General features: G+C 69.7%; 25 protein-coding genes. 6 read left to right on the plus strand and 19 right to left on the minus strand.

The genetic code is table 11. The features are described 5' to 3' along the window. Nucleotides 1-6: 6 nt before the first annotated feature. Nucleotides 7-1,074, minus strand: coding sequence for a potassium channel family protein (locus F784_RS0101210; protein ID WP_019584861.1), 1,068 nt, complete (start codon nt 1,072-1,074; stop codon nt 7-9). 90 nt (nt 1,075-1,164) lie between these two features. Between F784_RS0101210 and F784_RS0101215 the strand changes: the two genes are divergently transcribed. From F784_RS0101215 to F784_RS0101225, 3 genes are read left to right on the plus strand one after another with little or no spacing between them, the layout of a single operon-like run. Further along, nucleotides 1,165-2,403, plus strand: a complete 1,239-nt coding sequence (locus F784_RS0101215; protein ID WP_019584862.1) for a cytochrome P450 — start codon at nt 1,165-1,167, stop codon at nt 2,401-2,403. Continuing rightward, a complete protein-coding gene (locus F784_RS0101220; protein ID WP_019584863.1) occupies nt 2,400-3,098 on the plus strand; it encodes a phosphotransferase in 699 nt (232 codons plus the stop codon). Before F784_RS0101215 ends, F784_RS0101220 begins: the two co-directional genes overlap by 4 nt. Before the next feature lie 9 nt (nt 3,099-3,107). Next, the gene (locus tag F784_RS0101225) at nt 3,108-3,941 is read left to right on the plus strand and encodes an ion transporter (protein ID WP_019584864.1); all 834 of its coding nucleotides are present in this window, start codon (nt 3,108-3,110) and stop codon (nt 3,939-3,941) included. Here F784_RS0101225 and F784_RS0101230 read toward each other — a convergent pair. The 6 genes from F784_RS0101230 to F784_RS0101255 form a co-directional block, all read right to left on the minus strand. Continuing rightward, on the minus strand, nt 3,899-4,627 hold the full coding sequence (locus tag F784_RS0101230) for a hypothetical protein (protein WP_245557732.1): 729 nt from the start codon (nt 4,625-4,627) through the stop codon (nt 3,899-3,901). The two genes, F784_RS0101225 and F784_RS0101230, sit on opposite strands and share 43 nt — an antisense overlap. 99 nt (nt 4,628-4,726) lie before the next feature. Next, nucleotides 4,727-4,930: a helix-turn-helix domain-containing protein gene (locus F784_RS0101235; RefSeq protein WP_019584866.1), complete on the minus strand. Its 204-nt coding sequence runs from the start codon at nt 4,928-4,930 to the stop codon at nt 4,727-4,729. A 266-nt stretch (nt 4,931-5,196) separates the two neighbouring features. After that, nucleotides 5,197-5,457 carry a hypothetical protein gene (locus F784_RS0101240; protein ID WP_019584867.1) on the minus strand — a complete coding sequence of 87 codons (261 nt, stop codon included), beginning with the start codon at nt 5,455-5,457 and terminating at the stop codon, nt 5,197-5,199. Between the two features lie 101 nt (nt 5,458-5,558). Next, nucleotides 5,559-6,347, minus strand: a complete 789-nt coding sequence (locus F784_RS0101245) for an ABC transporter permease (protein ID WP_026332173.1) — start codon at nt 6,345-6,347, stop codon at nt 5,559-5,561. Nucleotides 6,348-6,402: 55 nt separating this feature from the next. Beyond that, on the minus strand, nt 6,403-7,206 hold the full coding sequence (locus F784_RS0101250) for an ABC transporter permease (protein WP_019584869.1): 804 nt from the start codon (nt 7,204-7,206) through the stop codon (nt 6,403-6,405). A gap of 48 nt (nt 7,207-7,254) precedes the next feature. After that, entirely contained in the window at nt 7,255-8,262 is a 1,008-nt protein-coding gene (locus F784_RS0101255) for an ABC transporter ATP-binding protein (protein WP_019584870.1), read from the minus strand. A gap of 188 nt (nt 8,263-8,450) precedes the next feature. Here F784_RS0101255 and F784_RS0101260 point away from each other — a divergent pair, with 188 nt between their 5' ends. Next, nucleotides 8,451-9,047, plus strand: a complete 597-nt coding sequence (locus F784_RS0101260; protein WP_019584871.1) for a chromate transporter — start codon at nt 8,451-8,453, stop codon at nt 9,045-9,047. Further along, nucleotides 9,044-9,559 carry a chromate transporter gene (locus F784_RS0101265; protein WP_019584872.1) on the plus strand — a complete coding sequence of 172 codons (516 nt, stop codon included), beginning with the start codon at nt 9,044-9,046 and terminating at the stop codon, nt 9,557-9,559. Before F784_RS0101260 ends, F784_RS0101265 begins: the two co-directional genes overlap by 4 nt. Nucleotides 9,560-9,686: 127 nt before the next feature. Here F784_RS0101265 and F784_RS0101270 read toward each other — a convergent pair whose 3' ends face one another. The 8 genes from F784_RS0101270 to F784_RS0101305 form a co-directional block, all read right to left on the minus strand. Next, a complete protein-coding gene (locus F784_RS0101270) occupies nt 9,687-10,916 on the minus strand; it encodes a polysaccharide deacetylase family protein (protein ID WP_245557733.1) in 1,230 nt (409 codons plus the stop codon). Nucleotides 10,917-10,920: 4 nt separating this feature from the next. Next, nucleotides 10,921-11,982, minus strand: a complete 1,062-nt coding sequence (locus F784_RS22120) for a hypothetical protein (RefSeq protein WP_019584874.1) — start codon at nt 11,980-11,982, stop codon at nt 10,921-10,923. A gap of 159 nt (nt 11,983-12,141) precedes the next feature. After that, complete coding sequence (locus F784_RS0101280; RefSeq protein ID WP_019584875.1) at nt 12,142-13,290, minus strand: heparan-alpha-glucosaminide N-acetyltransferase domain-containing protein; 1,149 nt, start codon at nt 13,288-13,290, stop codon at nt 12,142-12,144. Between the two features lie 101 nt (nt 13,291-13,391). Next, entirely contained in the window at nt 13,392-13,883 is a 492-nt protein-coding gene (locus tag F784_RS0101285; RefSeq protein WP_019584876.1) for a CAP domain-containing protein, read from the minus strand. A gap of 223 nt (nt 13,884-14,106) precedes the next feature. Further along, nucleotides 14,107-15,084: a ring-cleaving dioxygenase gene (locus F784_RS0101290; RefSeq protein ID WP_019584877.1), complete on the minus strand. Its 978-nt coding sequence runs from the start codon at nt 15,082-15,084 to the stop codon at nt 14,107-14,109. A 104-nt stretch (nt 15,085-15,188) separates the two neighbouring features. After that, nucleotides 15,189-16,370, minus strand: coding sequence for an acetyl-CoA C-acyltransferase (locus F784_RS0101295; RefSeq protein WP_019584878.1), 1,182 nt, complete (start codon nt 16,368-16,370; stop codon nt 15,189-15,191). 11 nt (nt 16,371-16,381) lie between these two features. Beyond that, complete coding sequence (locus tag F784_RS0101300) at nt 16,382-16,804, minus strand: GNAT family N-acetyltransferase (protein WP_019584879.1); 423 nt, start codon at nt 16,802-16,804, stop codon at nt 16,382-16,384. Nucleotides 16,805-16,808: 4 nt separating this feature from the next. After that, nucleotides 16,809-18,884: a 3-hydroxyacyl-CoA dehydrogenase NAD-binding domain-containing protein gene (locus tag F784_RS0101305; protein ID WP_019584880.1), complete on the minus strand. Its 2,076-nt coding sequence runs from the start codon at nt 18,882-18,884 to the stop codon at nt 16,809-16,811. Between the two features lie 225 nt (nt 18,885-19,109). On the opposite strand from F784_RS0101305, the gene F784_RS0101310 reads away from it, so the two are divergent. After that, entirely contained in the window at nt 19,110-20,099 is a 990-nt protein-coding gene (locus tag F784_RS0101310) for an NADPH:quinone oxidoreductase family protein (protein WP_019584881.1), read from the plus strand. Between the two features lie 94 nt (nt 20,100-20,193). Here the strand turns inward: F784_RS0101310 and F784_RS0101315 are convergent, their stop codons facing one another. The 4 genes from F784_RS0101315 to F784_RS0101330 form a co-directional block, all read right to left on the minus strand. Beyond that, nucleotides 20,194-20,631: a hypothetical protein gene (locus F784_RS0101315; protein WP_019584882.1), complete on the minus strand. Its 438-nt coding sequence runs from the start codon at nt 20,629-20,631 to the stop codon at nt 20,194-20,196. A gap of 49 nt (nt 20,632-20,680) precedes the next feature. Further along, entirely contained in the window at nt 20,681-21,583 is a 903-nt protein-coding gene (gene holA / locus F784_RS0101320) for a DNA polymerase III subunit delta (RefSeq protein WP_019584883.1), read from the minus strand. Further along, nucleotides 21,574-22,377 carry a serine/threonine-protein kinase gene (locus F784_RS0101325; protein WP_019584884.1) on the minus strand — a complete coding sequence of 268 codons (804 nt, stop codon included), beginning with the start codon at nt 22,375-22,377 and terminating at the stop codon, nt 21,574-21,576. Before F784_RS0101325 ends, holA begins: the two co-directional genes overlap by 10 nt. Before the next feature lie 108 nt (nt 22,378-22,485). Further along, nucleotides 22,486-23,007 carry a hypothetical protein gene (locus F784_RS0101330; protein ID WP_019584885.1) on the minus strand — a complete coding sequence of 174 codons (522 nt, stop codon included), beginning with the start codon at nt 23,005-23,007 and terminating at the stop codon, nt 22,486-22,488. Nucleotides 23,008-23,099 lie beyond the last annotated feature (92 nt).

The following is a 23,099-nucleotide window of genomic DNA, read 5'->3' on the forward strand; positions in this document are numbered from 1 at the left end:
CGGGGCTCAGCGGACCCGGCTGGTCGGCTCGCTGAGCCCCAGCTCCTCTTCCAGGGAGAGGGAGGGGCCAGGCACCTCGGCTGAACTGACCTCCACGTCCGACCAGGTGAAGCCGCCCTGCTCGGTCATGGCGCGCAGGACGCGGCGGCGCTCGCCCAGGTCCAGGAAGCGCCCACGCACCTCGGCGTCGGGGTGCAGCGGCAGCCCCGCGTCGCGCAGCGGGGTGAGGTCGGGGAGTGGCGGCGGGTCCACGCGCAACCGGGGGTGCACCTGGCGGTAGCTGCCCAGCAGGCTGGAGATCGAGTCGCGCACCAGCCGCAGCCCCCGGGGGGGCGTCACGTCGAGCGCGTGCTCGATCAGGCTCAGCGCCTCGTCGAGGGCGGGGAGGGCGAGTTCGAGGGACTCGTCGGCACGGCGGTCGTGAAAACGGTGCAGGGCGGGGCTGTTCTTGAACTGGGCGTCGAGGGTGTTCAGGGTGGTCGCCACGTCCCCCACCAGCCCCTGGAGGCCGCCCGGGTGGTCGTGCCACGCCCGGATCACCAGGTCCTGCGCGTTGCCCCCCAGCCGGTGCAGCCACAGGGCGAGGGTGCGCCGCTCGCCCTGCGCCTGGGCGACCGGCACGACGAACGAGATGGCGAAGGTGATCAGGAAAAAGCCGTTGAGCGCCGCCAGGTCTGTCAGCAGCCGCCAACCGTTGCCCAGCGGCTTGAGGTCACCCAGGCCCAGCGTCGCCAGGGTGTAGCCCACGAAGTACAGCACGTCCCAGAGATCGGCGGGCGTCTCGGTCGTGGTGCCGACGAGCGCCCCCTTTCCCGACCAGAACACCAGGGTCCAGCCCAGCCACGTCAGCAGGGTCCAGACCCCGATGGTGCCCACCACCAGGACGCCGCCTGACCAGGCCAGCAGGCCCCGGCGGCCCGTCCACCGTGCCAGCCCGCTGATCGCCTTGTACAGCGGGCGCTGAACGAGCCGCAGGATGCGGCCCTCACCAGTCTGCATGGAGCTCGCCAGCAGGTCCAGCAGCACGGCCAGAATCAGGGCGCCTCCGGGCAGCCACAGCAGCGAGCGCAGCATCGCCGGGCATTCTGGCAGAGCCCCGCCGCCAGACCGTACGTTTGCCCCAAAGTTTTCGAGGTTCAAGGACGAGTGCCGTAGCCTGTGCCCATGCCCATGCCCGAGTTCACGTTGCCCCTGGGCGACCCGGCCTTCGTGCGGGACCCGTATCCCCTGCTCGCCCGGCTGCGCGGGGAAACGGCCGCCTTCCGTGACCCGGCGCTGGGGAGGGTCTTCCTGACGCGGTATGAGGACATCGCGGCCCTGCTCCGTGACCGCCGTTTCGGGCGCAGCGTGCTGCACCGCTACACGCGCGACGAGCTGGGCTGGCCGCCGCCCGACCCCCGCCAGGCGAACTTCGACGCCTTCAACGGCAACCACCTCCTCGACTCCGAGCCGCCCAAACATACACGGCTGCGCTCGCTCGTCGGGCTGGCCTTTACGCCCCGGCGGGTGGAGGGCCTCTCCGGACGCATCGAGGCGATCCTGGCGGCGCAACTGGCCGGGCTTGGTGACGGCTTCGATCTGGTCACGGATTACGCCGAGCCGCTGCCCGTCACGGTAATTGCGGAACTGCTCGGGGTGCCACCGGAGGAACGGGCGATGCTCCGACCCTGGTCGGCGGCCATCGTGCGGCTGTACGAGCCGACGTACACGCCTCAGGAGCAGGACGAGGCCGAGCGGGCGGTCCTCGACTTCAGCGCCCTATTGCGCGACCTTGCCCGGAGGCGACGCTCGGAACCGCAGGACGACCTCATCACCGCGCTCGTCCAGGCCGAGCAGGAGGGCGACCGCCTGAGCGAGCGCGAACTCATCGACACCTGCATCCTGCTCCTGAACGCCGGGCACGAGGCCTCCGTCAACGGGCTGACGGCGGGCGTCCTGGCCCTGCTGCGCGAGCGGGAGCAGTGGAAGCGGCTGGTGGAGGCCGCGCCCCGGGAGGACAGCCTGCCCCTGTTCCGCACGGCGGTGGAAGAATTGCTGCGCTTCGACACGCCCCTGCCCCTTTTCGAGCGGTACGTGCTGGACGACCTGACCCTGCACGGCGAGGAGTTGCATCCCGGCGAGAAGATCGGCCTGCTGTACGCCAGCGGCAACCGCGACCCGCGCCGCTTCGGGGACCCTGACCGGCTGATGCTCACCCGTGATCCCAACCCTCACCTGACCTTCGGCCTGGGCACCCACTACTGTCTGGGGGCGCCGCTCGCCCGGCTGGAACTGGCGCTGAGCCTGCGGGCACTTGTGCGGACCTTTCCCGGGTTGCGGCTGGAGGACCCGGGCGCCGACCCGGAGTACGTGGGCGGCTTCGTGATTCGCGGGCTGAGGCGGCTGGAGGTCGTGCCGGGGTGAGGCCGCAGGAGATTGCGGGCGCGTGGGCCGTGGGGGAGGTGCGGGCTGTTTGGCCCCTGAGCGGCGGGAGCATCAACGGCGCCTTCCGGATGGTCACCGGGGCGGGCGAGTTCCACCTGCGGGTGTACCGCAGCCCGGGCCGCGCGAGGGTGGAGCGGGAACATGCGGCGATTGGGGTGGCGGTCCGGGCGGGTGTTCCCACGCCCGCACCCCTTCCCCCGCACACGGAGCGCATCGAGGCGGCCATCCTCGCCCTTCCGTCCCCGGACGAGGTGGACGGCTGGGCGCTGACCCGGACGCGGCAGCGGCTGGCCTATCTACACGCTTGCCCCCTGACCGGCCACTCCCCGGCTTTCCCACGTCGTTTCCTGCACGGCGACTACCACGAGGGCAACGTGTTCTTCCGGGGCTTGCGGCCCGCCGCCCTGATCGACTGGGAGCAGACCCGCCTCGCCCCCCGGGCGTGGGAGACGGCGCAGCCTTTTACGCGCTCGCGCAGGAGCGCAACGTCTGGACGTACGAGAGCGTGTACGTGGACGGCAATCCCGGCCCGCGCGGGTTCATCGGCCCGCCATCCTACGTACCGTTTCAAGAGCGGTGGGCGGCGAGCGGCCTGCGGTGACGGCCAGCTCCTCCGCGCCAAACGTTCCAAACGTTCCGCATCAGGAAGGCCCAGCAGCCACGGGGACGGATAGACTCCCGGCATGAGGACCCTCAGCGACCGGCGGGCGCCCTGGCGGGTCACCCTCGGCAACGTCATCTTCAACAACGACACCCCGGCGGGGCGGGTCTTTGACCTCGTGCTGATCGTGCTCATCCTGGGCAGCATCCTGGTCGTGATGCTGGACAGCGTCCGCCCCATCCAGGCGAGGTACGGGAGCGTGCTCAACCGCGCGGAGTGGATTCTCACGCTGCTGTTCACCACGGAGTACGTGCTGCGGCTGATCTCGGCCCGGCACGCCTCGCACTACGCCCGCAGCTTCTTCGGGGTCGTGGACCTGCTGTCCATCCTGCCGGGGTACCTGGCCCTGCTCCTGCCGGGGGCCGAGACCCTCCTGATCATCCGCGTGCTGCGGATACTGAGGATTTTCCGCATCCTTAAGCTCGCCCGCTACCTCAGCGAGGCGAACGTGCTGACGGAGGCGATTCGCGCCAGCGCCGCCAAGATCACGGTCTTCCTGGTGGTCGTCCTCTCGCTCGTCACGGTCATCGGCGCGCTGATGTACCTGATCGAGGGGCCGGAGCACGGCTACACCAGCATCCCGACGAGCATCTACTGGGCCATCGTGACCCTGACGACCGTGGGCTACGGGGACATCGCGCCGAAAACGCCGCTGGGCAAGGGGCTGGCCTCGCTCGCCATGATCCTGGGCTACGGCATCCTGGCCGTTCCCACCGGTATCGTGACGGTCAACCTGGCCCGCGCGCAGGACCGACGGCAGCAGCAGCGCACCTGCCCCCGCTGCGGGCTCGACCGGCACGACCCGGACGCCCGCTACTGCAAACGCTGCGGGGAAACCCTGCCCGCATCCCCCTGAGCCGGGGACGAGAGCCCCCGCCACCAGATCTCGGCCAGCTCTCCCGCTGCCGCCTCCGCCCGGGCTTCCTCCCCGCGGCCCAGGGCGAGCAGGGCGGCGACGCGGGCGGGGCTGCGCGGCAGGCTGCGGCCCAGCGCCTTGGCCCCCGTGCGGCCCGCCTTGTCCGCACTGCCCAGCGCGGCCTGGGTATGCGCCAGGACCGCCATCAGGTGCGCGTCGGCCTCCTGCCCGGTGAGTTCGGCGACCTTGAGGCCCTCGGCCAGCGTCCGCAGCGCCGCGCGGGGGTCAGACGGCAACAGGAGTTCCCCGAGCAGGGTCACGGCGGCCACGAGTGCCCCGGCGTCCCCTTCGGACCGGGCGAGTGTTCGGGCGTGCCAGGCCAGGGTGGCGGCGTCCCCAGAGCCCTGCCACGCGGCACGAGCCCGCAAAAGGGCAGGCCGGGCGGTATCTGGCTGATCTTGCAGGGAGACCAGGGCCACCGCCGCCTCTCCCAGCCGGAGTTGAGCGGCGGCGAGCAGGAGCGGGTCCTCAGACCACCGAACGGCGAGGCTGGGTTGCCCCAGATGCAGCGCCAGGGCGGCGGCCTCCTCGCGTTCGTCAGGGGCGGGGGTCAGCGCACGCAGGGTGGCGAGGGCGGCCGGATCGTCTCCCCGGTCCATCGCCGCCCGCACATCGGCCAATGTCACGGACAGCTCCAGGGCTGGGCCGTCCAGGTACGCTCGTCATAGCCCCCAGAAGAAGCCCACATGGGGCCAGCATACCGGGCCGCGAGCTTGGCTCCCCCCTCAGGCGCTCAGGCCGTAGTCCAGTCCCAGGAAGCGCCACAGCGAGCGCCGGGGCACCCGCAGGCCGCTGGGGTGTTCGACCGCGCCGAGGCGGCCGTCCCGAATCCAGCGGCGGACAGTCCGTTCGTGGGTGCCGGTGAAGTCGGCGACCTCGCGGACCTTCAGGAGCTTGGGGAGCGTCTGGAACTGTTCGTTGAGCGTCAAGGCAAACCTCCGAAAAGCACGCGGGGCCACCTCACGGCAGCCCCGACAGCGTTCTGGGTTGTTGAGGGCAAGTGGCGCGCCCGCACCCCCGCCGCCCAGGAGCGGGAAAGGGAACGGGCGAGCAATCAGGCCGGTCAACTTGTCCAGCAGCGTACCACGCCCCCCGTCACGCGGCGGTCAAGCCTAAAGGTCCCGTTGGGGGTGGAGGGAGGGGGTAAGAAGTCAGGACTCCTCAGCGGATGAGATAAACCAGGCCTCGCGGCGTGTCACGACAAGCTCGGCATATCAGGGCCGCCGAGCGCGTTCCGAAGCTGCGGAAGCGTCAGCATGAACACCCGGCGTATCCTCCCGTTGAAACGGCGAAATTCGCTCCTCAAGACCTCCCAGTCGACTTCACCCATTCCAAACCCACCCGACAGGTCGTGCAATGCTTCGACCTCCTCCAGTCCTTCAAACCGCACACGTCCCGGCTGGGCATCCCTTCCTTCCTGAATGTCCCAGCGAAAGACCTCGACCTCCCAGGTCATGCGGCGGGCCGATATGTCCTGCCGGACGGCATAGCCTCCGGCGCCAGGCCACTCCAGCCGGGAAGCGTCTACCTGTGACGTGGCTCACCCCTCGCCCAACCTCAACTGCTCGCGCTCGTGTAGCTTCCCACTGCCCGCAGCCAGAAGAGGCGCGTGAGGGTGAACAGTGCGGCCGCCACCAGCGGCGAGGCGACCACCAGCCCGGGCGAGAGACTGCCCGTCAGGGCCTGCGCGGGCACGGTCGTGATAAAGGCGACGGGCACGACGAAGGTCAGGAAGGCGCGCACGGGCACCGGAAAGGCCGTGACCGGGAAGCGGGCCGCGCCGAACACGCCGTTGAACAGTTCGGAGGCGTTCTGCGTCTTTACGAACCAGAAGGCGGTTGTGGAGAGCGCCAGCCAGATGCAGTACACGATGACGAGCGCGCAGACATAGAGCAGCGCGGCGGCCAGCACGCCGCCCGGCGTGACGCTCAGGTGCGAGGCGGCGTAGATCGTCAGCCCCGCCCCGATGAGCAGGTCGGTCACGCGCAGCACGTTGAGGTTGCGCGTGCTGATGTTGAACTGGGCGTCGATGGGCTTGAGGAGCGTAAAGTCCATGCTGCCGGTGCGGACGGCCTCGGCGATCTTGCTCATGTTGGGCTGGATGAACACGCTGATAAAGCCCTCGGTCAGCGTGAAGAGGCCCACGACGAGCAGCGCCTGGTGGAAGGACCAGCCCCCCACCTCGGTGGTGCCCGGCTGCCCGAACAGCACCGCGATCCCGAGGAGGGCGACCCCGGACTCGGCCAGGCTGGCGAGGATAGCGCCCAGAAAGTTCGCCCGGTATTCCAGTTGCGCGGCGAGCGTGGCCCCCGTGAAAAGGCGCACGAGGCGGAGGTAGCGGGTCATGGGCACCTCCAGCAGCGAGAGGCGGTCGGGGGGGCCATCCTTGTCTGCCTCCCCCTCACGCCCCCACCGCCCCATACTTCCGCAGCCCCATCCGCCACACAATCAGGCGCAGGAGCCAGAAGACGACCAGCCACCCGCTCAGCACGAGGGCACCGCGGCCCGCATCGGCGAGGTCGGCCTTGCCCGCCAGCAGTTGCGCGGGGAGGCCCAGCATGTACGGGAAGGGCGTCCAGACGGCGACCCTTTGTACCCACTCGGGGTAGAAGGCGAGCGGCGCGAACATGCCGCCTAGCGCGGCGTACACGAGCCACACGACTTCCTGAAAAGAGGTGCTCGACTCGGTCCAGAAGGCGAGCAAACCGACGGTGTATTCCCACAGGAAGCGGGCGCTGAAGCCCAGCAGGGCGAGCCCGAAGGCCGCCAGGTACGCGGCGGGATCGGTGGAAAAGCGGGCGCCCGCCACCCAGGCGAACAGCGCGACGAGCGCCAGCAGCGCGGGAAAGCGCACCACCCGCTCGGCGGCGTGCGAGGCGTAATGCAGCCACATGGGGTCCATCGGGCGCAGCAGCTTGGGCGAGAGGAGCCCCTGCCGGATCTCCATGTCGAGTTCCCAGGCGACCCACACGACCATGAGCTGACCGACCGCCCAGGTCGAGAGGAAGTACGTGGCGAACTCGGAGGGATTGTAGCCCCGGATCTCCCCACCCGGCGCCGCCGCCGCCTGCGACATCCACACCAACATCATGACCAGGGACAGGGTGCCCGACAGCATCCAGATGATGACCTCGGCCCGGTACTCCGTCATCTCCGCGAACCGGGTGACGAAGAGGACGCGGGCCTTGCGCCAGAGGGAAGTCATGGGCGCCTCCGGCGAGGGCGGGAAAAGACAGGAAACCTTATCCCGGACCTAGACACGCTCCGCCTCCTTCCGCCCGAACAGCTCCCCCATCACCTGCTCGATGGGCGGGTCCTCCACCGTCAGGTCGGCCACGTCGAGGTCGGCAAGAAGCCGGGCGGCGCGCACACTCACCTCCGCGCGGGGAACGGTGAGTTCGGCGCTCAGGCCGTCCACCCGCACGTCGCTGCCGTAACTGGCGAGTCGTGCCGAGGTGACAGGGTGCCGCAGTTGCAGCCGCACCGTCTTGCCCCCGCTGCCCCGCTCGGCGAGGCGGGCGAGGTCGCCGTCGAAGACGAGTTGACCGGCGTCGATCACCAGGATGCGGCGGGCGAGGGCGGTCACGTCGGCCATGTAGTGGCTCGTCAGGATCACGGTGGCCCCGTGGCGCTCGTTGTAGTCGCGGATAAAGGCGCGCACGCTCTCCTGCATGTTCACGTCCAGGCCGATGGTCGGCTCGTCGAGGAACAGCACCTGTGGGCGGTGGAGCAGCGCGGCGGCGAGTTCGCACTTCATCCGCTCGCCTAGGCTGAGTTTGCGGACCTGCTTTTTCAGGATGCCTTCCAGACCCAGCACCTCGGTGAACTCGGCCATCGTGGCGCGGTACTGCGCGTCGGGAATCTCGTAGATCGCCTGGTTGACGAGGAAGGAGTCGAGGGCGGGGAGGTCCCAGATGAGCTGCTGCTTCTGCCCCATCACGAGCGTGATCCGCTTCAGGAAGGCGGCCTCGCGGCGCCGGGGCTCGAAGCCCGCCACCCGCGCCTCGCCGCCCGAGGGGTGCAGCAGGCCCGAGAGCATCTTGAGGGTGGTCGTCTTCCCCGCCCCGTTCGGCCCCAGAAATCCCACGACCTCCCCGGGCGCGAGGTCAAAGGACACGCCCTTGACGGCCTCGACCTCGCGGCTCTTGCGCTTCACGAAGGACCGCAGGCTGCCCAGGAAGCCCGGCTCCTTCTCGTGGACGGCGTAACTCTTGCGAAGGTCGCGGACGCGTACGCTGGCGTCCGGGGTGGATGTGGTCATAGCTGGTCTCAGGGTACGTCAAAGCTGAAATTGAGAAATCCGAATACGCCAGATGACGTAAAGGTCAAGGGGCGGGCAGAACGGTTTAGGAGAGGGACGCTCTGGCGGTTCATTCCGTGCTTTCCGTGCCCGGCTGTTCCCCGGGCAGTCACCGGATACCACTTCAGGCACGGGATTAGGCTCCAGGTATGACCCAGGCCGGAGCCGCCCTGCCCCCGGAGGATGAGCCGACGACCTCCACCCAACCTGCGCCCACGCCGCTGACCCTGGCCCGCCTGTTCGTCGGGGTGGCCCTGTCCGGGATTGGCGGCGGACTGCCCGCCCACACCCGCCGCGCCCTGCTCTCGCGTGGCTGGATGACCGACGAGGCGTTTGCGGAGACGTTCACCCTCGCGCAACTGACGCCGGGGCCGAACGCGGTGAATCTGGCGGCGATGGTGGGGGCACGGCTGGCGGGGCGGATGGGAGCCGTTGCCTCCGTTCTGGGAGTGCTCACGCCTGGCCTGCTCGCCATGCTGGCCGTGAGCGTGGTGACGCTGGGGCAGCCGGGGGGTCTCCCTCCCCTGCTGCAAAGCGCGTTGAAAGGGGCCGCTTGCGCCGCCCTGGCCGTGTTGCTCACCGCCGCGTTGCCCGTCGTGCGGGTGGGGTGGGGGGTGCGGGGCGGGCCGGTGGTCACCGTCCTGGTCTTCCTCGCGCTGGGGATGCTGCGGCTGGACCTGCTGCCCGTCCTGATCGTAGGGCTGGGGGCCGGACTGCTGATCCACCGTCCGGGGAGGAAGCCGTGACTGACCTGTGGGAATTCTTCCTGGCCTTCGTCCGGCTGGGGCTGATCAGCTTCGGCGGCACCAACGTGGCGGAGCTGGAGCGGGTGCTGGTCCTCCACCACAGCTGGATCGACGCGCGGACGCTGGCGAATGGATTCGCGCTGGGACAACTCATGCCGGGACCGAACATGCTGGCGGTCACGCACTACGGGTACGCGGCGGCGGGACTTCCGGGAGCGCTCACCGCCACGCTGGGCTTTTACGGCCCGACCGCCCTGGTCAGCGCCACCGCCGTTCTGATCTGGCAGCGGCACAGCACCCACCCCTGGGTGGTCGCCTTTCGCAATGCCCTGCTGCCCTTCGGGGGTGGGGTGATTCTGGCGGGGGCGCTGGTGCTGGCGCGCACCTCGGTCAACTCATGGCCCGCCGCGCTGCTCGCGGGGGTCGCCTTCCTGCTGCTGTGGCGCACGCGGGTGAACAGCGCCGTGGTCGTGCTGGGGGCAGCGGTGGTGGGGGCCTTGCTGGGGCTGTAGGGCACCGGACGAAAGAAGGCCTGTCACCCTGAGCGAGGCGAAGGACCCCCACACCACGCCCAGGGACGCTTCGCTTCGCTCAGTATGACAAGGTTTGCGTCAAGTGCTGCAGGCCATACCAGCCCGCCTACTTCTGCAGCCCGCCCACCGTGGTCAGCCTCACGTCCTCCTGGCGGGCCACCCGCAGGAAGCCGCGCAGCACGTCGAGCATCTCGGGGGCATTGTCGTGCAGCAGCACGATGCCGCCGGGACGTAGCCCGCGCTTGAGGCGGCTTTCGAGCGTCGCGTCGCCGGGGTTGGTGAAGTCGCCCGGGTCGTCGGTCCAGAAGACGGTGGTGAGGCCCAGGCTCTCGGCGGCGCGCAGGGTCTCGGGGGTGTACTCGCCGCCGGGGGGGCGGAAATAGCGCACGGGCTGGCCGGTGAGCGCGCGGATGGTCTCGCTTGCCAGCCGCATCTCCTGAAAGGCGTCGGCGAGGGGCAGGGGCGGCAGCCGGACGTGGTGATAGGTGTGGTTGCCGACCTCATGTCCCCCGGCCACCATATCGCGCACGAAATACGGGTAGGCCTGCGCGTTGCGCCCGATCACGAAGAAGGTGGCCCGCACACCGCTGCGCCGCAGCAAATCGAGCAGCAGCGGCTCGTACAGCGGGTGCGGCGCGTCGTCGAAGGTGAGGGCCGCCACGGGCGCCGTGCCCCGCTTGCCCCGATACAGCAGGCCGCCGTGCAGCCCCCCGACCACCTGGGCAGTGGTGATGCGGATCGAGGCGCGATTCTGGGCAACCGGGCTCCCCGGGGTCGGCGAGGGCTGTAGGGTGGGTCCCACCTCGCGTATCCGGTCCGGCGCCCGGTAGGCGGGCAGGTTCCCGGCATTGACCCAGACCCGCTCGTAAAAGGCGCCCGTGGCGGTCCAATTCAGGAAGTCGTTCAGCCGCCCCCGGGGCACGCTCGCCGTCATGAGCGGCAGCGGCCCGCCGAAGCCCGCGTAGCTCCCCCGGTCGTACACACTGAGGTCGACCTCCGCCAGACCGGGACGGGCCGCGAACATCCGGCGCGTGACCTGGGCCGCCAGCGACCGCACTCCCCCCTGCTCCGCCGGGGTGACGAGCAGGACGGCGTGCGCGACCTCGATAAAGCCGTTGCCCAGCACCTCCACCCGGTCCACCTGCGGCACGGGCGGGGTCAGCGTCAGGGTGGGGATGGAGGGCGCGGGGCGGGTGCCCGGCGCAACGGGCTGCACCTGTCCGGGCAGGGCCGGAATCGTCTGCGGGCTCAGGGGGCGAGAGGTGTGGGGAGGGAGTGTCCGTGCGTGGGCGGCGAGGAGCAGGGCGGGCACCAGCAGGAGCAACCGGCGCTTCACGGCCTCAACGTACACCGGACGTGCCGCTCAGGCTGGTCGTGCCCGCCTTCACCCAGGCGAGATTGGCGGCCATGCTGGCGGGAAGGTGGCCCTGCCCCGCGTACAGTCGGCCCGCCGCGAGGTACTGGGCGCGTGCGGCGTCCTCATCCCCCAGCTTGCGCTGCACGCTGCCCAGTACCCCCGCCGCGAGGGCATTGTTCGGGTTGTCGCGCAGGGCGGTGCGCAGGAAGGCCTCGCTCACCTTCAATCCTGCCGGAGTGGCCTTCCCGGTGCCGGTACCCAGGAAGCCCCCGGGAGCCCGCTCGCCGCGGTAATAGTTGAACTGCGAGCGCAGGTAGGACAGGTCGAGGAAAGTGAGTGCGGACGCCCCCACGCTTCCCTTGCCGTCGGCGCGGGCGTAGCCGGTCATCACGTCGCCACTGAAACGGGGCGACAGGAAGCGGTAACCCCCGTCCGCCCAGGCGAGGACCCCTTGGTGCCGGGCGAAGGGCTCGGGCTCGCTCGCGTCCACCTGGATGTCACCGGTGCCCGAGGGCAGCCGCAGGACGCTCGTCACGTGGCCCAGGTTGCTCTCCTGGCCACTCTGGCTCTTCCAGACCATCACCAGCCCGGCGTTCAGTCCGGCGCGTTGCAGCAATCCCGCAATCACCGTGCTTTGAAGCAGGCACTGCCGCTCGCCGGTCTTCACCAGGCTGGCGAACTCGAAGCCGCGCTCCAGGCTGAACTTCGGCACGGCCTTCTTGATGAAGCGGTGCGCCCAGGCCGCCGTGTCACGCGCCAGACGGTCACGCTCCGCCCCCCGCGCCGCGGCGAGCTGTGCCCGGCGGGCGTCGAGCGCGGCGGTCAGGGACGTGCCTCCCTTCCCGAGCGGCACCCCGGCCCGGCTGTAGGCATCCGCCAGCCAGGTCTCGAAGGACCCGCTCAGCCCGGCGAGGCGGTAGGAGTCGGCGGCCAGCGCCCGGAGATTGGGGCCGCCGTAGGTCAGCGAGGCGGGCGCGGGGGCGGCGAGGGTGCCGGAGGCGAGGGCGAGGAGGCTGAGGGCAGTCAGGGCGAGTGGTGGGCGCATGGGAACCTCGGAAGGGCAAGCGGGGAAGGACGGGCGAGAAGGGCCGGATAGCGAGCAGAGGTTGCCAGGGGGAAGCCGACAGGGCGTCTCCGCTTCCCGGTGGGGTGTCCTGCGGGGGGGCCGGATGTGACCCCAGGTGGGGCACAGCGCCTCCCCCGCTCAGAGTTTCCAGATCAAGCCGCGCCGCGCCATCCAGGCCAGGCCCAGCCACGCGGCGAGGATATACCCCAGCGTGTACGTCCAGCCGCCCGCCAGTGCCCCCAGATGGGTGCGGGCCAGGGTCAGGAGCGCCGCGCCCATCGGCTGGGGCTCTCCCGCCCAGGTGACGGTCAGGCCCTGGAGGACCCAGACCTTGAACAGGATGGGCAGCACGTAGGCGGCCAGCGCGTTGCGGCCCGGAATGGTCAGCGGCGCGAGCAGACGCGCGCCCCAGGCCACCCGCCCCGCGTCCGCGAGCAGGAAGAAGGCGAGGATGCCCAGCGTCGCCAGCCCGGCGCTGTACAGGATGTACGGCGGCGTCCACAGCGCCTTGGCGAAGGGCAGATGCCCGCTCAGGGCCCAGCTGTAGCCCAGGACACTGAGGACCAGACCCAGCGCGAGGAGCCTTCCCGGCGCCCGGGGATCACGGGCTTGCAGGGGCCGGGCCGCCAGACTCCCCAGCAGCACGAGTGCCGTCGTGGGAATCACCGAGAGCAGCCCGCGCAGGCCCCAGGGGGCGAGCAGCGTCTGGTTCACCGCCTGCACGGGATTGGCCGTCTCCGAGATGATGCCCACACCAGCCGGGTGCCGCCCGTAGGCCAGGAAGGCGCCGTACCCCAGGAGTAGCCCGGCGGCGATCAGCGCCTGCCAGCGTCCGCGCAGCCCGCCCAGCAGCGCCGCACACAGCGTGGCGAGCGCGATGAGTTGCAGCACGCCCAGCCCCAGGTAGAAGGCGCCCAGAGTCACGCTCGTGAGGAAGGCGCCGACCAGGTACAGCAGGGCGGCCCGCTCCAGCAACCGCCGCACCCACGCCCAGCCCGTCACGCCCGCCCGGGTCATCGCGGCGAGCGAGAAGGGCAGCGCCGCCCCCGCGCAGAACAGGAACCAGGGAAACACCAGGTCGGTCAGCGTCATCCCGCCAAAGGGAGCGTGGACAAGTTGCGCGGGCGTGTAGCTTCCCAGTGCCACGTTGTTCACGAGCAGCATCAGCAGCACGGTCAGCCCCCGCCAGGCATCGAGCGCGGTGAGGCGGGCCGTCCGGCGGGCACTGACGGGAGCGTCCGCGGCCAGGGTGGGGGGAGGAGAAGTGGCCGCGGAAAGGTCTGTCATGTCCTGATGCTCCTCCCGCCACGTGACGCGCGGGTGAGGTGGCGAAACGGTGCCGTGGCCCTGCCCTCACGCGCGTCCCAGCCGGGCCCAGGGTCCCTCTCTCAGCGCGGGCGGCTGCTCAGCACGACCACGTAGGCGGTGCCACGTGAGCCCTGCACCACGCTCGCCCCGGCGTGGGTGTAGCGGGGATCAGTCAGGATCGCGCAGTGGACCGGCGAATGCAGCCACCAACGTACCGCCGTCTGGGGATTCACGCCCGAGCCCAGGTAGATGATTTCGGTAACGCTCACCGCCGTGACGCCCGTGCTCGCCGCCCGGACGCGGGGTGTGCTGCCTCCCGTCCCGGTGTGGGTAATGCGCCCGCTGCTGCCCATATACCCGGCCTGAGTCCGGGCGGCGAGGGCGTGGGCTGGGCTGGCGAGGAGCGGCGCGGACACCGGGCGGCGGCCCACGGCGGGGCAGGACACTCCCTGTGCCCGGGCCTGGTTGAGCCCCGCGAGCAGTTTCGCCTCGGCGGGAGACTGCGCCTGAGCGCTCAGGAAGGGCAGCGCGGCCAGCACGCCTGCCAGAAACGTGAGTTTGGCACGGGGCATGTGGGCGCAGCTTAACGGAAAGGCGAAAGGGAGGGTAGAGATTGCGTGGGGGAATCAGGGCAAGCGCAAAGTCGCAGGGGTGGCAGAGCCTCAGGTTCCTGGCAGGTCAAGGGCGGAATGGGGGCTCCCCTCCCAGGAGAGCTGTCCGCGAAGCGGACTGAGGGGTTGACCGCGGCCAGCCCTGCCAAAACCCGACCTTGGGCTTGCCCTGTGGGGAACCAGCTTAGCGCCCGGCCGCCGCCCCGGCCTTGACCGTCAAAGGTTTCAACCCCGCCTCGATCCTCGCCCGCTGGGGTTCGAGGAAGGGTGCCAGCACCAGTGTCTCGCCCAGGTGTGCCGGGTCCTCGTCCACCGCGAAGCCGGGGCCGTCGGTGGCGAGTTCGATCAGGATGCCCTGCGGCTCGCGGTAGTAAATGGAGTGGAACCAGTGGCGGTCCACCTCGCCGCTCGTGCGGAGGCCCAGACCGCTCAGCCGCTCGTTCCAGGCGTGGTACTCGTCGTCCCGCACCCGCAGGGCGAGGTGGTGGACGCCGCCCGCACCGGGCCGGGCCGGGGGCAGGGCGGGATCGAGCCGCAGGTGCAGTTCGGCGTGGGGGCCGCCCTCCCCCATCGCGTAGACATGGACCGTCCGCTCGGGCCTCTCCGGGTCCGGGTACGTCCCCGCTGGTTGCAGGCCGTAAACCCTCGTCAGTACCCGCTCGGTCGGGAACAGGCCGGGCAGGGTGAGCTCGGCGAGGCCGAGGCCGAGAATCTGACGTTCGGCGGGAATGGGGCTGCCCTCCCACGCCACACCCTTCGGTCCGCCCTCGACCAGGCTGAGGCGCTGGCCCTCCGGGTCAGCGAAATCGAGGTGGGGACGGCCCGCGCGGGTCACCGGTACAACCTCCAGCCCGTGCCCCCGCAGGTGCGCCGCCCACCACTCCAGGCTTCCGGGCGGCACCCTCAGCCCCGTCCGGGTGATGGAATTGTTGCCGGGCACCTCGGGCGGCACGGACCATTCGAAAAAGGTCAGGTCGCTTCCCGGACTCCCCGCCCCATCGGCAAAGAAGAGGTGATAGGCCGTCACGTCGTCCTGGTTCACCGTCTTCTTGACCAGGCGCAGACCGAGAACGCCCGTGTAGAAGTCGAGGTTCGCCTGCGCGTTCGCTGTCACGGCGGTGACGTGGTGCAGGCCATGCGGGACGAAGGGTACGGTTGTCATACCTCCATCTTAATCGCTTAACGTTGAACTATTATGAGTGACACACAGAACCGCCCCGACCCGTCGTGAGGTCGGGGCGGCTGGCCTTCAACGCCCGGTGTTCCTCAGATAATCTCGAACAGCCCCGCCGCCCCCATGCCGCCGCCCACACACATGGTCACGACGACGTACTTCAGGCCCCGGCGCTTGCCCTCAATCAACGCGTGCCCGGTCAGGCGCGAGCCGCTCATGCCATAGGGGTGGCCCACCGAGATGGAGCCACCGTCCACGTTGTAAATCTCGGGGTCGATGCCCAGTGTGTCACGGCAGTAGATGCCCTGCACCGCGAAAGCCTCGTTCAACTCCCACAGGCCGATATCGTCAATCTTCAATCCGTGCCGCTTGAGGAGCTTGGGGACGGCGAACACCGGGCCGATGCCCATCTCGTCCGGCTCGCAGCCCGCCACAGCGAAGCCCCGGAAGATGCCGAGCGGTTCCAGGCCACGGTCACGCGCCACTTCGTCACTCATCACCACGCAGGCCGAGGCGCCGTCGCTGAGCTGCGAGGCGTTGCCCGCCGTCACGCAACCACCCTCAATGACGGGCTTGAGCTTGGCCAGACCCTCCAGCGTGGTGTCGGGGCGGTTGCCCTCGTCCTTCGTCAGGGTGACCTCACGGGTGCTGATCTCGCCGGTTTCCTTGTTCTGCACCTTCATGATGGCCGTGAAGGGCACGATCTCCTGGTCGAGGAGGCCGTTCTGCTGCGCCGCTGCCGTTCTCATCTGCGAGGAATAGGCGTACTCGTCCTGCGCCTGGCGGCTGATCTTGTAGCGGGCACCCACGACCTCCGCCGTCTCCAGCATGGGCATGTAGATCGCGGGCTTGTGCTCCACCAGCCACTCGCCCTTCAGGCGGTACTTGTTGGCGTGCTCGTTCTGCGTGAGGCTGATGCTTTCCAGCCCCCCCGCCACGATGATCTCGCCCTGTCCGGCCATGATGTGGTTCGCCGCGAGCGCGATGGTGTTCAGCCCGCTGGAGCAGAAGCGGTTGACGGTCACGCCGGAAACGGTGACGGGCATTCCGGCCCGCAGCGCGATCTGCCGGGCGATGTTCGAGCCGGTCGCGCCCTCGGGATTCCCTGCGCCCATGATCACGTCCTCGACCTCGGAGGGATCAACTCCAGCGCGTTGCAGGGCGTGGGTAACGACATGCGCGCCCATGTCGGAGCCGTGGGTGTCGTTCAGGTAGCCCCGGTAGGCCTTGCCGATGGGGGTGCGGGCGGTGGAGACGATGACAGCTTCGGGCATTCGATTACTCCTTAAAGTTCGAAGAGACACATCACGACGCCGGATTGTTCCTCGCCCCCGGCGGAGGCATACAGGCGGCGGGCGGCAGTGTTGTCCTCCTCGGTGAGGACCCAGGCGGCCACGCAGCCCAGCATGCGGGCGTGCGCGAGCAGGGCGTCGAGCATCCGGCGGCCCAGGCCCTGCCCCTGGTAAGTGTCCGCCACACCGACCTCGTTGATGTACAGCTCGGGCGCCTTGTCCGGGTGAACGTAATGGATGGCGGCGGCCATACCGACCACAGTTTCGCCGTCCAGCGCGACGGCCAGGTGGTGCCGGGGGTCCGAGAAGAAGGCGGCCAGCGAGTCAGGCCGGAGATCATCGTCGAAGACCCCGGGGGCGACGTTTCGCAGCACCCCCGCTTCCCCTTCACCCAGCAGGCGCACCTGGACGGTCATGCGCTCAGGCTCCCGCCCTCTCCCGGTCGTACTGCGCGAACGTCTTGCCCTCGTCCGCGAGCCGCCTGAGCAGCGGTGCGGGCGTCTGACCGTACTTCTCCAGATCGGCGACGACGTTTTTCAAGCCAACCTCGTCGGCGTACTGCATCGGGCCGCCGCGGTAGGCGGGGAAGCCGTAGCCGTAGATATAGATCACGTCGATGTCGCCCGCCCGCTGGGCGATGCCCTCATCGAGAATCTGGGCGCCCTCGTTGACCAGGGAGTAGACGAGGCGGCCCGTGACCTCTTCCTGCCCGAGCTGGCGGGACTGGATCCCCTTCTCGGTGCGGTAGTCCTCGATGAGCCTGCCGATCTCGGCGTTCGGCTTCGGCCTGCGGTTCTCGTCGTAGTCGTAGACGCCCGCGCCGGTCTTCTGACCCTTGCGGCCCAGTTCCACAATGCGGTCGAGCCAGCCGTCGGGCTTCGGCGCCCCGCGCACCTTCGCCTGATGCTGGCGGATGAGATAGCCCACGTCCAGGCCCGCCATGTCGCTCATCTGAAAGGGACCCATGGGCAGGCCCAGCGCGTTCATCGCGGCGTCGGCGTCCTCGGGGCGGGCGCCCTCCTCCACCAGCTTGCGGGCCTCGTCGCCGTAGCGGTGAATCATGCGGTTGCCGACAAAGCCGTCGCACACACCAACCACCACGCCCACCTTCTTGATGCGCCTGGCAAGGGCCATGCTCGTGGCGAGGACGGAGTCACTGGTCTTGTCCGCCCGCACGATCTCCAGCAGCTTCATCACGTTCGCCGGGCTGAAGAAGTGCAGGCCGATCACCTGCTCGGGCCGACCGGTGACGGAGGCGATCTCGTTCACATCCAGCGTGGAAGTGTTGGTGGCGAGGATCGCACCCGGCTTGGCGATGGCGTCAAGCTTGGTGAAGATGTCCTTCTTCACGTCCATGTTCTCGAACACGGCCTCGATGATGATGTCGGCGTCAGCGAGGTCCTCCATGTTCAGGCTGGGCGTGAGGAGCGACATGCGCTTCTCCACATCCTCCATCGTCAGGCGGCCCTTTTTCGCCGTGTTCTCGTAGTTGCGGCGGATGACGGAGAGGCCGCGGTCGAGGGCCTCCTGGCTGGTCTCCACGATGGTGACGGGAATCCCGACATTCAGGAAGTTCATCGCTATGCCGCCGCCCATCGTGCCCGCGCCGATGATCCCGGCGGACTTGATCTCGGTGGTCGGCGTGTCCTTTGCCAGACCGGGAATTTTCCCCGCCTCGCGCTCGGCGAAGAAGATGTGGCGCAGGCCGCGCGACTGGGGCGAGTCCTTGGCCTGCATGAAGAGCCGGGCCTCGGCCTCCCAGCCCTCGGCGAAGGGGCGGGTGGCGGCCATCTCGGCGAGGTCGATGATGAAGCCGGGCGAGAGCTGGCCGCGGTGCGTCTTCTTGATGCCCTCGCGGGCGGCGGCGAAGACGGCGGGGTCGGCCCCCACGGTGCGCTCGCTGACACGCGGCAGGGGCCGGGCGTCGGCGTGGGCCCGGGCGAAGGCAATCGCCCCTTCGCGCAGGTCGCCCTCCACGATCTCGTCCACCAGGCCGAGCTGCTTCGCCTCGGTCGCCTTGATGGGGTTCCCGGAGAGCATCATCTCCAGCGCCTTCACCACGCCGACCACGCGGGGCAGCCGCTGAGTGCCGCCCGCACCGGGAAGGACGCCCAGCTTGACCTCCGGCAGTCCCATCTGGGCGTCCCGGGTCGCCACTCGGTAGGTGCAGGCGAGCGCGACCTCCAGCCCACCCCCAAGCGCCGTGCCATGAATCGCCGCGACCGTGGGCTTGGAAAAGCTGTCCAACCGCTGAATGAACCCGCGCAGGTCGGGGGCCTGCTCACGGGGCAGGTCGAAGGTCTTGATGTCCGCCCCGGCGATGAAGGTGCGCCCCCCGCCGATGATGACAACGGCCTTCACCCCCTCGTCCCCCTCGGCGGCGTCCAGGCCCGCGTGCAGGCCCTCGGGGACCCCGGGCGAGAAGGCGTTGACGGGCGGGTTGTTGATGGTAAGGACGAGAACGTCCCCCTCGCGGGTCTGGTCGACGATGCTCATGAAGGCTGCCTCCTGGAAACGGGTGTGGGTGGACGGGGCGCAGGGACGGCCCGGTCCGGCCAGAGCGGCGGGCGGCCAGGTGGGGGTCTCCCCTCACGAGACAGACCGGCGTTCTGGTGACGTGCGCCCCATGCTTCCACGGGAAGCGGGCCGGGTCAAATACGTGCGCGTTCAGGGTGTACGTGCGCGTTCACTTTCCGGGAAACAGTCGGGTATGCTCCCCCTATGAGCGACACCATGAGAGCCGTCGTCGTCGAGCGCCTCGGGCCTCCCGAAGTCATGGAACTGCGCGACCTCCCCGTGCCCCAGCCCGGCCCTGACGAGGTCCGGCTGCGGGTGGAGGCGGTGGGCATCAACTTCGCGGACGTGCTCACGGTGGCGGGCGAGTACCTGACGCGGACGCGCTTTCCCTACACGCCGGGCATGGAGTTCGCGGGAACCGTGGACGCGCTCGGCGAGGGTGTGACGGGGGTGCAGGTCGGCCAGCGGGTCGCCAGCCTGGGGGGACGCGGGGGCCTGGCCCAGTACGCCCTCTCCCCCGCCGCCGCGCTGATCCCGGTACCCGCAAGCTTCAGCGCCGCGCAGGCCGCCGCCTTTCCCGTGTCGTACTACACCGCCTACCACGGCCTGAAGACGCTGGGGCACGGCAAAGAAGGCGAGTGGGTGCTGGTCCAGGCCGCGGCGGGCGCGCTCGGCACGGCCTCCATCCAGCTCGCCAAGGCGCTTGGCATGAACGTCGTCGCCATGGCGAGCACCGAGGAGAAGCTGGGGATCGCCCGGAACCTCGGCGCCGACGTGACGCTGCTTCAGGACGACCCCGACCGGGTCCAGAAGGTGCGCGAGGCGGCGGGCGGGAAGGGTGTGCCGCTGATCCTGGAGGTCGTGGGCGGCAAGCGCTTTCAGGAGAGCCTGGACATGGCCGCGAACCGGGGCCGCCTTATCGTGATCGGGAATGCCAGCCGCGAGCAGGCGACCCTGCGCCCCGTCGAGCTGATGAAGCGCAACCTGACCGTGACGGGCCTGTGGCTGACCTCGCTGATGCCGGACGCCGAGGCGACGCGCGAGGCGGCCCAGGCCCTCACCGCCCTCGTCGGCAGCGGCCGGGTCACGCCCCAGGTCGGCCCCACCTATCCCCTCGCCGAGAGTGCCCGCGCCTTTCAGGACATTCTGGACCGCAAGACGACCGGGAAGGTGATCATTGAGCCGCAGAGATGAAAGAGATGAAGCGGTCAGCCGTCAGCGATCAGTAAGAGAGGCGCCCCAACATGAGCGGGGGCGTCCCTTTCTTCTGCTGCTGATGACTGACCGTTTACGAGAACAGCCGCAGCAGCGGACGCCACCACGGAATCGCCAGCAGCACGGCGAGCAGGCTGAGGACGGTCCAGAGGCTCGCCGCGCGGAATTTCGCCTGGTTGCCGCCCGCGCGCTTGGTGAACCGGTTACCCAGGGTGGCGAGGACGGCGGCGACGAGGCCCAACCCCACGTGTTCCCACTGAAAGCTGGGGCGGCCCTCCGCGAAGGCCCGCGCCCCCTGCGAACCCAGGAAGCCGAAGAGCAGCAGGCCCAGCACGACCTGAAGGTGCAGGCTGCTCATGAACAGCGTGACGGCGCGTTGGTCGGTGGGCGTAAAGGCCTGCGCGCCCCCCACGCCACGAAAGGCCCGCAGCAGCGCCCACACCCCCGCCAGCAGCACCAGCCAGCGGGTGAGGTTGTGCAGGGTGAGGAGAACTGTGTAGAGGGTCGCCATGCCCCCCATCCTAGCCGAGGTCCCTGACCGTACGGAAAGGAACTTTGCCCTACACGCTGAGCTGCACGATCAGGCGTTCGAGCGTCGCGCCCGGGTCCAGCCCCCGCTTCATGGCGAGGTCGGCGTCGAGGATGCGGCTCAGGTGCGCGCGAATCTTCGCCTCGTTCAGGCGGCGGGCGACCTCCAGGGCCTTTTTCGCGGGGTAGGGCTTGACGCCCAGGCGCTGGGCGGCCACCGCCTCGGTCACGCGGCCCTCCTCCTGGGTCAGGGCCACGCAGCGGGCGACCAGGCTGTACTGCCACACGACCGCCCCCATCAGCTTGAAGGGGTCCTCGCCGCTCGCCAGCAGTCGGCGCAGTTGGGTGACGGCCTCGCCGGGCTTCCCGGTGGTCGCCGCCCCCAGCATGGCGAAGGAGTCGCCGGGAGGCTCACGGCCCACCACCCGCCGCACCAGGTCGGTAGTGAGCGGCGGATCGAGCAGTTCGAGCTTGTTCAGCTCCCCCGCGATCCCCGTCAGATCGGGGCCGAACACCTCCGCGAGGTAGAGAGCGGCGTCGCGGTCGAGCTTGAGCCCCGTTTTTCGCGCCCGTTGCGCGACCCACCCGGCCACATCGCCCGTCTTCTGGGGGGCAGGGGATGAATGGTGTTCGCCGCGCGCCTCGTAGAGCTTTACACGGGTGGCCGGGGGCGTCTCGTCGAGGACCGCGACCGTGACCGGGGCCGACGCAAGCAGGTCGAGGAATGCCTTGTCGGGCTTCACCCCGGCGAGGTCCACGATGACTCCGCCGTCCCCGAAGAGGCTGGGGGCGAGGAGGGGCGCGACCGTCTCGGCGGTCACGTCCTCGCCCCCCAGCCGGGGCAGGTCGCGCACGTTCAGCCCCCGCGCGGCGAGGGTCTCGCGCAATGCCTCCTCGGCCAGGAAGCGGTTGCCGCTGAAGGCGATCAGGGGCAACGGCACTCCAGGTCCCGCGCCACCTCCCGCAGGGCCGCGCACATCTGCGCCGCGCTGTCGGGGCGGCCCGCCGGGTCACGGCTCAGGGCCGCGCGCAGGATGGGGTGCAGGACACTCGGGCCGGGGAGCGGGGCGCACTCGGCATGCAACCCGACGAGCCAGCCCAGGGCGTCCTCGTAGGGGGGGAAGCCGCACAGACAGTCGAAGAGCAGCACGGCCGCCGAGTACAGGTCGCTGCGGGGGTTGCCGCGCACGCCGCGAAACTGCTCGGGGGCCATGAAGTGCGGGGTGCCCATTCGGGTGCCGTCATGCACGTCCAAGGGCAGCGCCCGCGAGTGGCTCATGCCGAAATCGATCAGCCGCACACATTGTCCGCGTCCCTGGCCGTTTGCCAGCAGCACGTTCTCGGGTTTCAGGTCGTGATGCGTGACGCCCTGCGCGTGCAGGTATTCGGCCGCCTCCAGTACACCGCAGGTCACCTCCAGCGCCTCGGCGAGAGGCAGGGGACCCCGCTCCACCCGTTCCCGCAGGGTGCCGCCCTCCACGAACGGGAAGATCAGTTGATTGGGGCTGCGGGCCAGCAGCGGCACGATCAACGGGTGGGTCAGGCTGCCCGCGATCCGCCCCTCGTGGTCGAACCGCAGGGCGGCCTCGGGGTCGTCCGTCAGCAGGGTTTTCACGAACACCGGACGGCCGCGCCACTCGCCCGCCTCGCTCTGCACGCCACCGCGCCGCGTCAGCACGCGCCGCCGAGCGATAGCTTGCGTCTCAGGGAATTCCTGCACGCGGTCCATTGTAGCGGCGCCGGTCAAACAGACCTATTACAGGTTACATTCCCCGGGCGACGAACTGGAGAAGGCCGGAGGGGAAAAGTCCTCCGGCCTCCCGCTCCTCGCCTGTCCTCAGCCCACGCGCACGCTGTTCGTCATGTTGCGGATCAGCGCCTCGTTGCGGCTGTAGTCCTTCACGTTTCCGACGATGGTGACCACCAGCAGGCGGCCCTGGGCGCTCGTCATCAACAGTTCGCGGCGCAGGTCGTCGCCCTGGCCCGGTGTGGTGAACACGAACTGCGCCCAGGGCTGACCCCCGATCTGCACGGCGTTCGCCCTCAGCGTCTTGATGTTGGGAACCTGCGCGCGGATCACCGCCGGGAACTGCGTCACCAGATCGGGCACCTGGGCGGGGGTCAGCCGCGCGTCGCGCCACTCGAAGGCCACGCTGACCCGGCGGTCCTCGGTCAGGAAGACCGCGTCCGGGCGGCCCGCCGCCGACGGGAAGGCCTTGGCGATGCCCGCGTCGTTCAGCGTGAGCAACCGGGCACTGGGTTCCAGGGTCACGGGAATGGTCTGGAGCTTGATGGGGGCGGCCAGGGCGGCACCCGACAGCAGGCCCGCCGCCAGGAGGGAGAGCAGAACATTCTTCATCGCTCTCACCCTACCCGCCCGGCCCCTGACGGGCCATGAACACCCGGTGAGGAGTGTGCGGGGAAGCGGCGGGCGGTATGCCGCTCCAGGCC

The sequence above is a fragment of the Deinococcus apachensis DSM 19763 genome, from assembly GCF_000381345.1.
Lineage (GTDB): Bacteria > Deinococcota > Deinococci > Deinococcales > Deinococcaceae > Deinococcus > Deinococcus apachensis.

What these genes read in the sequence shown, in the direction of transcription:
- F784_RS0101315 (WP_019584882.1), bottom strand. Translation starts at nt 20,631, where the DNA reads ATGGCGACCCTCTACACAGTTCTCCTCACCCTGCACAACCTCACCCGC.
- F784_RS0101325 (WP_019584884.1), bottom strand. Translation starts at nt 22,377, where the DNA reads ATGGACCGCGTGCAGGAATTCCCTGAGACGCAAGCTATCGCTCGGCGG.
- F784_RS0101295 (WP_019584878.1), bottom strand. Translation starts at nt 16,370, where the DNA reads ATGCCCGAAGCTGTCATCGTCTCCACCGCCCGCACCCCCATCGGCAAG.
- F784_RS0101240 (WP_019584867.1), bottom strand. Translation starts at nt 5,457, where the DNA reads ATGACCTGGGAGGTCGAGGTCTTTCGCTGGGACATTCAGGAAGGAAGG.
- F784_RS0101330 (WP_019584885.1), bottom strand. Translation starts at nt 23,007, where the DNA reads ATGAAGAATGTTCTGCTCTCCCTCCTGGCGGCGGGCCTGCTGTCGGGT.
- F784_RS0101215 (WP_019584862.1), top strand. Translation starts at nt 1,165, where the DNA reads ATGCCCATGCCCGAGTTCACGTTGCCCCTGGGCGACCCGGCCTTCGTG.
- F784_RS22120 (WP_019584874.1), bottom strand. Translation starts at nt 11,982, where the DNA reads ATGCGCCCACCACTCGCCCTGACTGCCCTCAGCCTCCTCGCCCTCGCC.
- F784_RS0101250 (WP_019584869.1), bottom strand. Translation starts at nt 7,206, where the DNA reads ATGACTTCCCTCTGGCGCAAGGCCCGCGTCCTCTTCGTCACCCGGTTC.
- F784_RS0101245 (WP_026332173.1), bottom strand. Translation starts at nt 6,347, where the DNA reads ATGACCCGCTACCTCCGCCTCGTGCGCCTTTTCACGGGGGCCACGCTC.
- F784_RS0101285 (WP_019584876.1), bottom strand. Translation starts at nt 13,883, where the DNA reads ATGCCCCGTGCCAAACTCACGTTTCTGGCAGGCGTGCTGGCCGCGCTG.
- F784_RS0101225 (WP_019584864.1), top strand. Translation starts at nt 3,108, where the DNA reads ATGAGGACCCTCAGCGACCGGCGGGCGCCCTGGCGGGTCACCCTCGGC.
- F784_RS0101280 (WP_019584875.1), bottom strand. Translation starts at nt 13,290, where the DNA reads ATGACAGACCTTTCCGCGGCCACTTCTCCTCCCCCCACCCTGGCCGCG.
- F784_RS0101260 (WP_019584871.1), top strand. Translation starts at nt 8,451, where the DNA reads ATGACCCAGGCCGGAGCCGCCCTGCCCCCGGAGGATGAGCCGACGACC.
- F784_RS0101290 (WP_019584877.1), bottom strand. Translation starts at nt 15,084, where the DNA reads ATGACAACCGTACCCTTCGTCCCGCATGGCCTGCACCACGTCACCGCC.
- F784_RS0101305 (WP_019584880.1), bottom strand. Translation starts at nt 18,884, where the DNA reads ATGAGCATCGTCGACCAGACCCGCGAGGGGGACGTTCTCGTCCTTACC.
- F784_RS0101210 (WP_019584861.1), bottom strand. Translation starts at nt 1,074, where the DNA reads ATGCTGCGCTCGCTGCTGTGGCTGCCCGGAGGCGCCCTGATTCTGGCC.
- F784_RS0101310 (WP_019584881.1), top strand. Translation starts at nt 19,110, where the DNA reads ATGAGCGACACCATGAGAGCCGTCGTCGTCGAGCGCCTCGGGCCTCCC.
- F784_RS0101300 (WP_019584879.1), bottom strand. Translation starts at nt 16,804, where the DNA reads ATGACCGTCCAGGTGCGCCTGCTGGGTGAAGGGGAAGCGGGGGTGCTG.
- F784_RS0101255 (WP_019584870.1), bottom strand. Translation starts at nt 8,262, where the DNA reads ATGACCACATCCACCCCGGACGCCAGCGTACGCGTCCGCGACCTTCGC.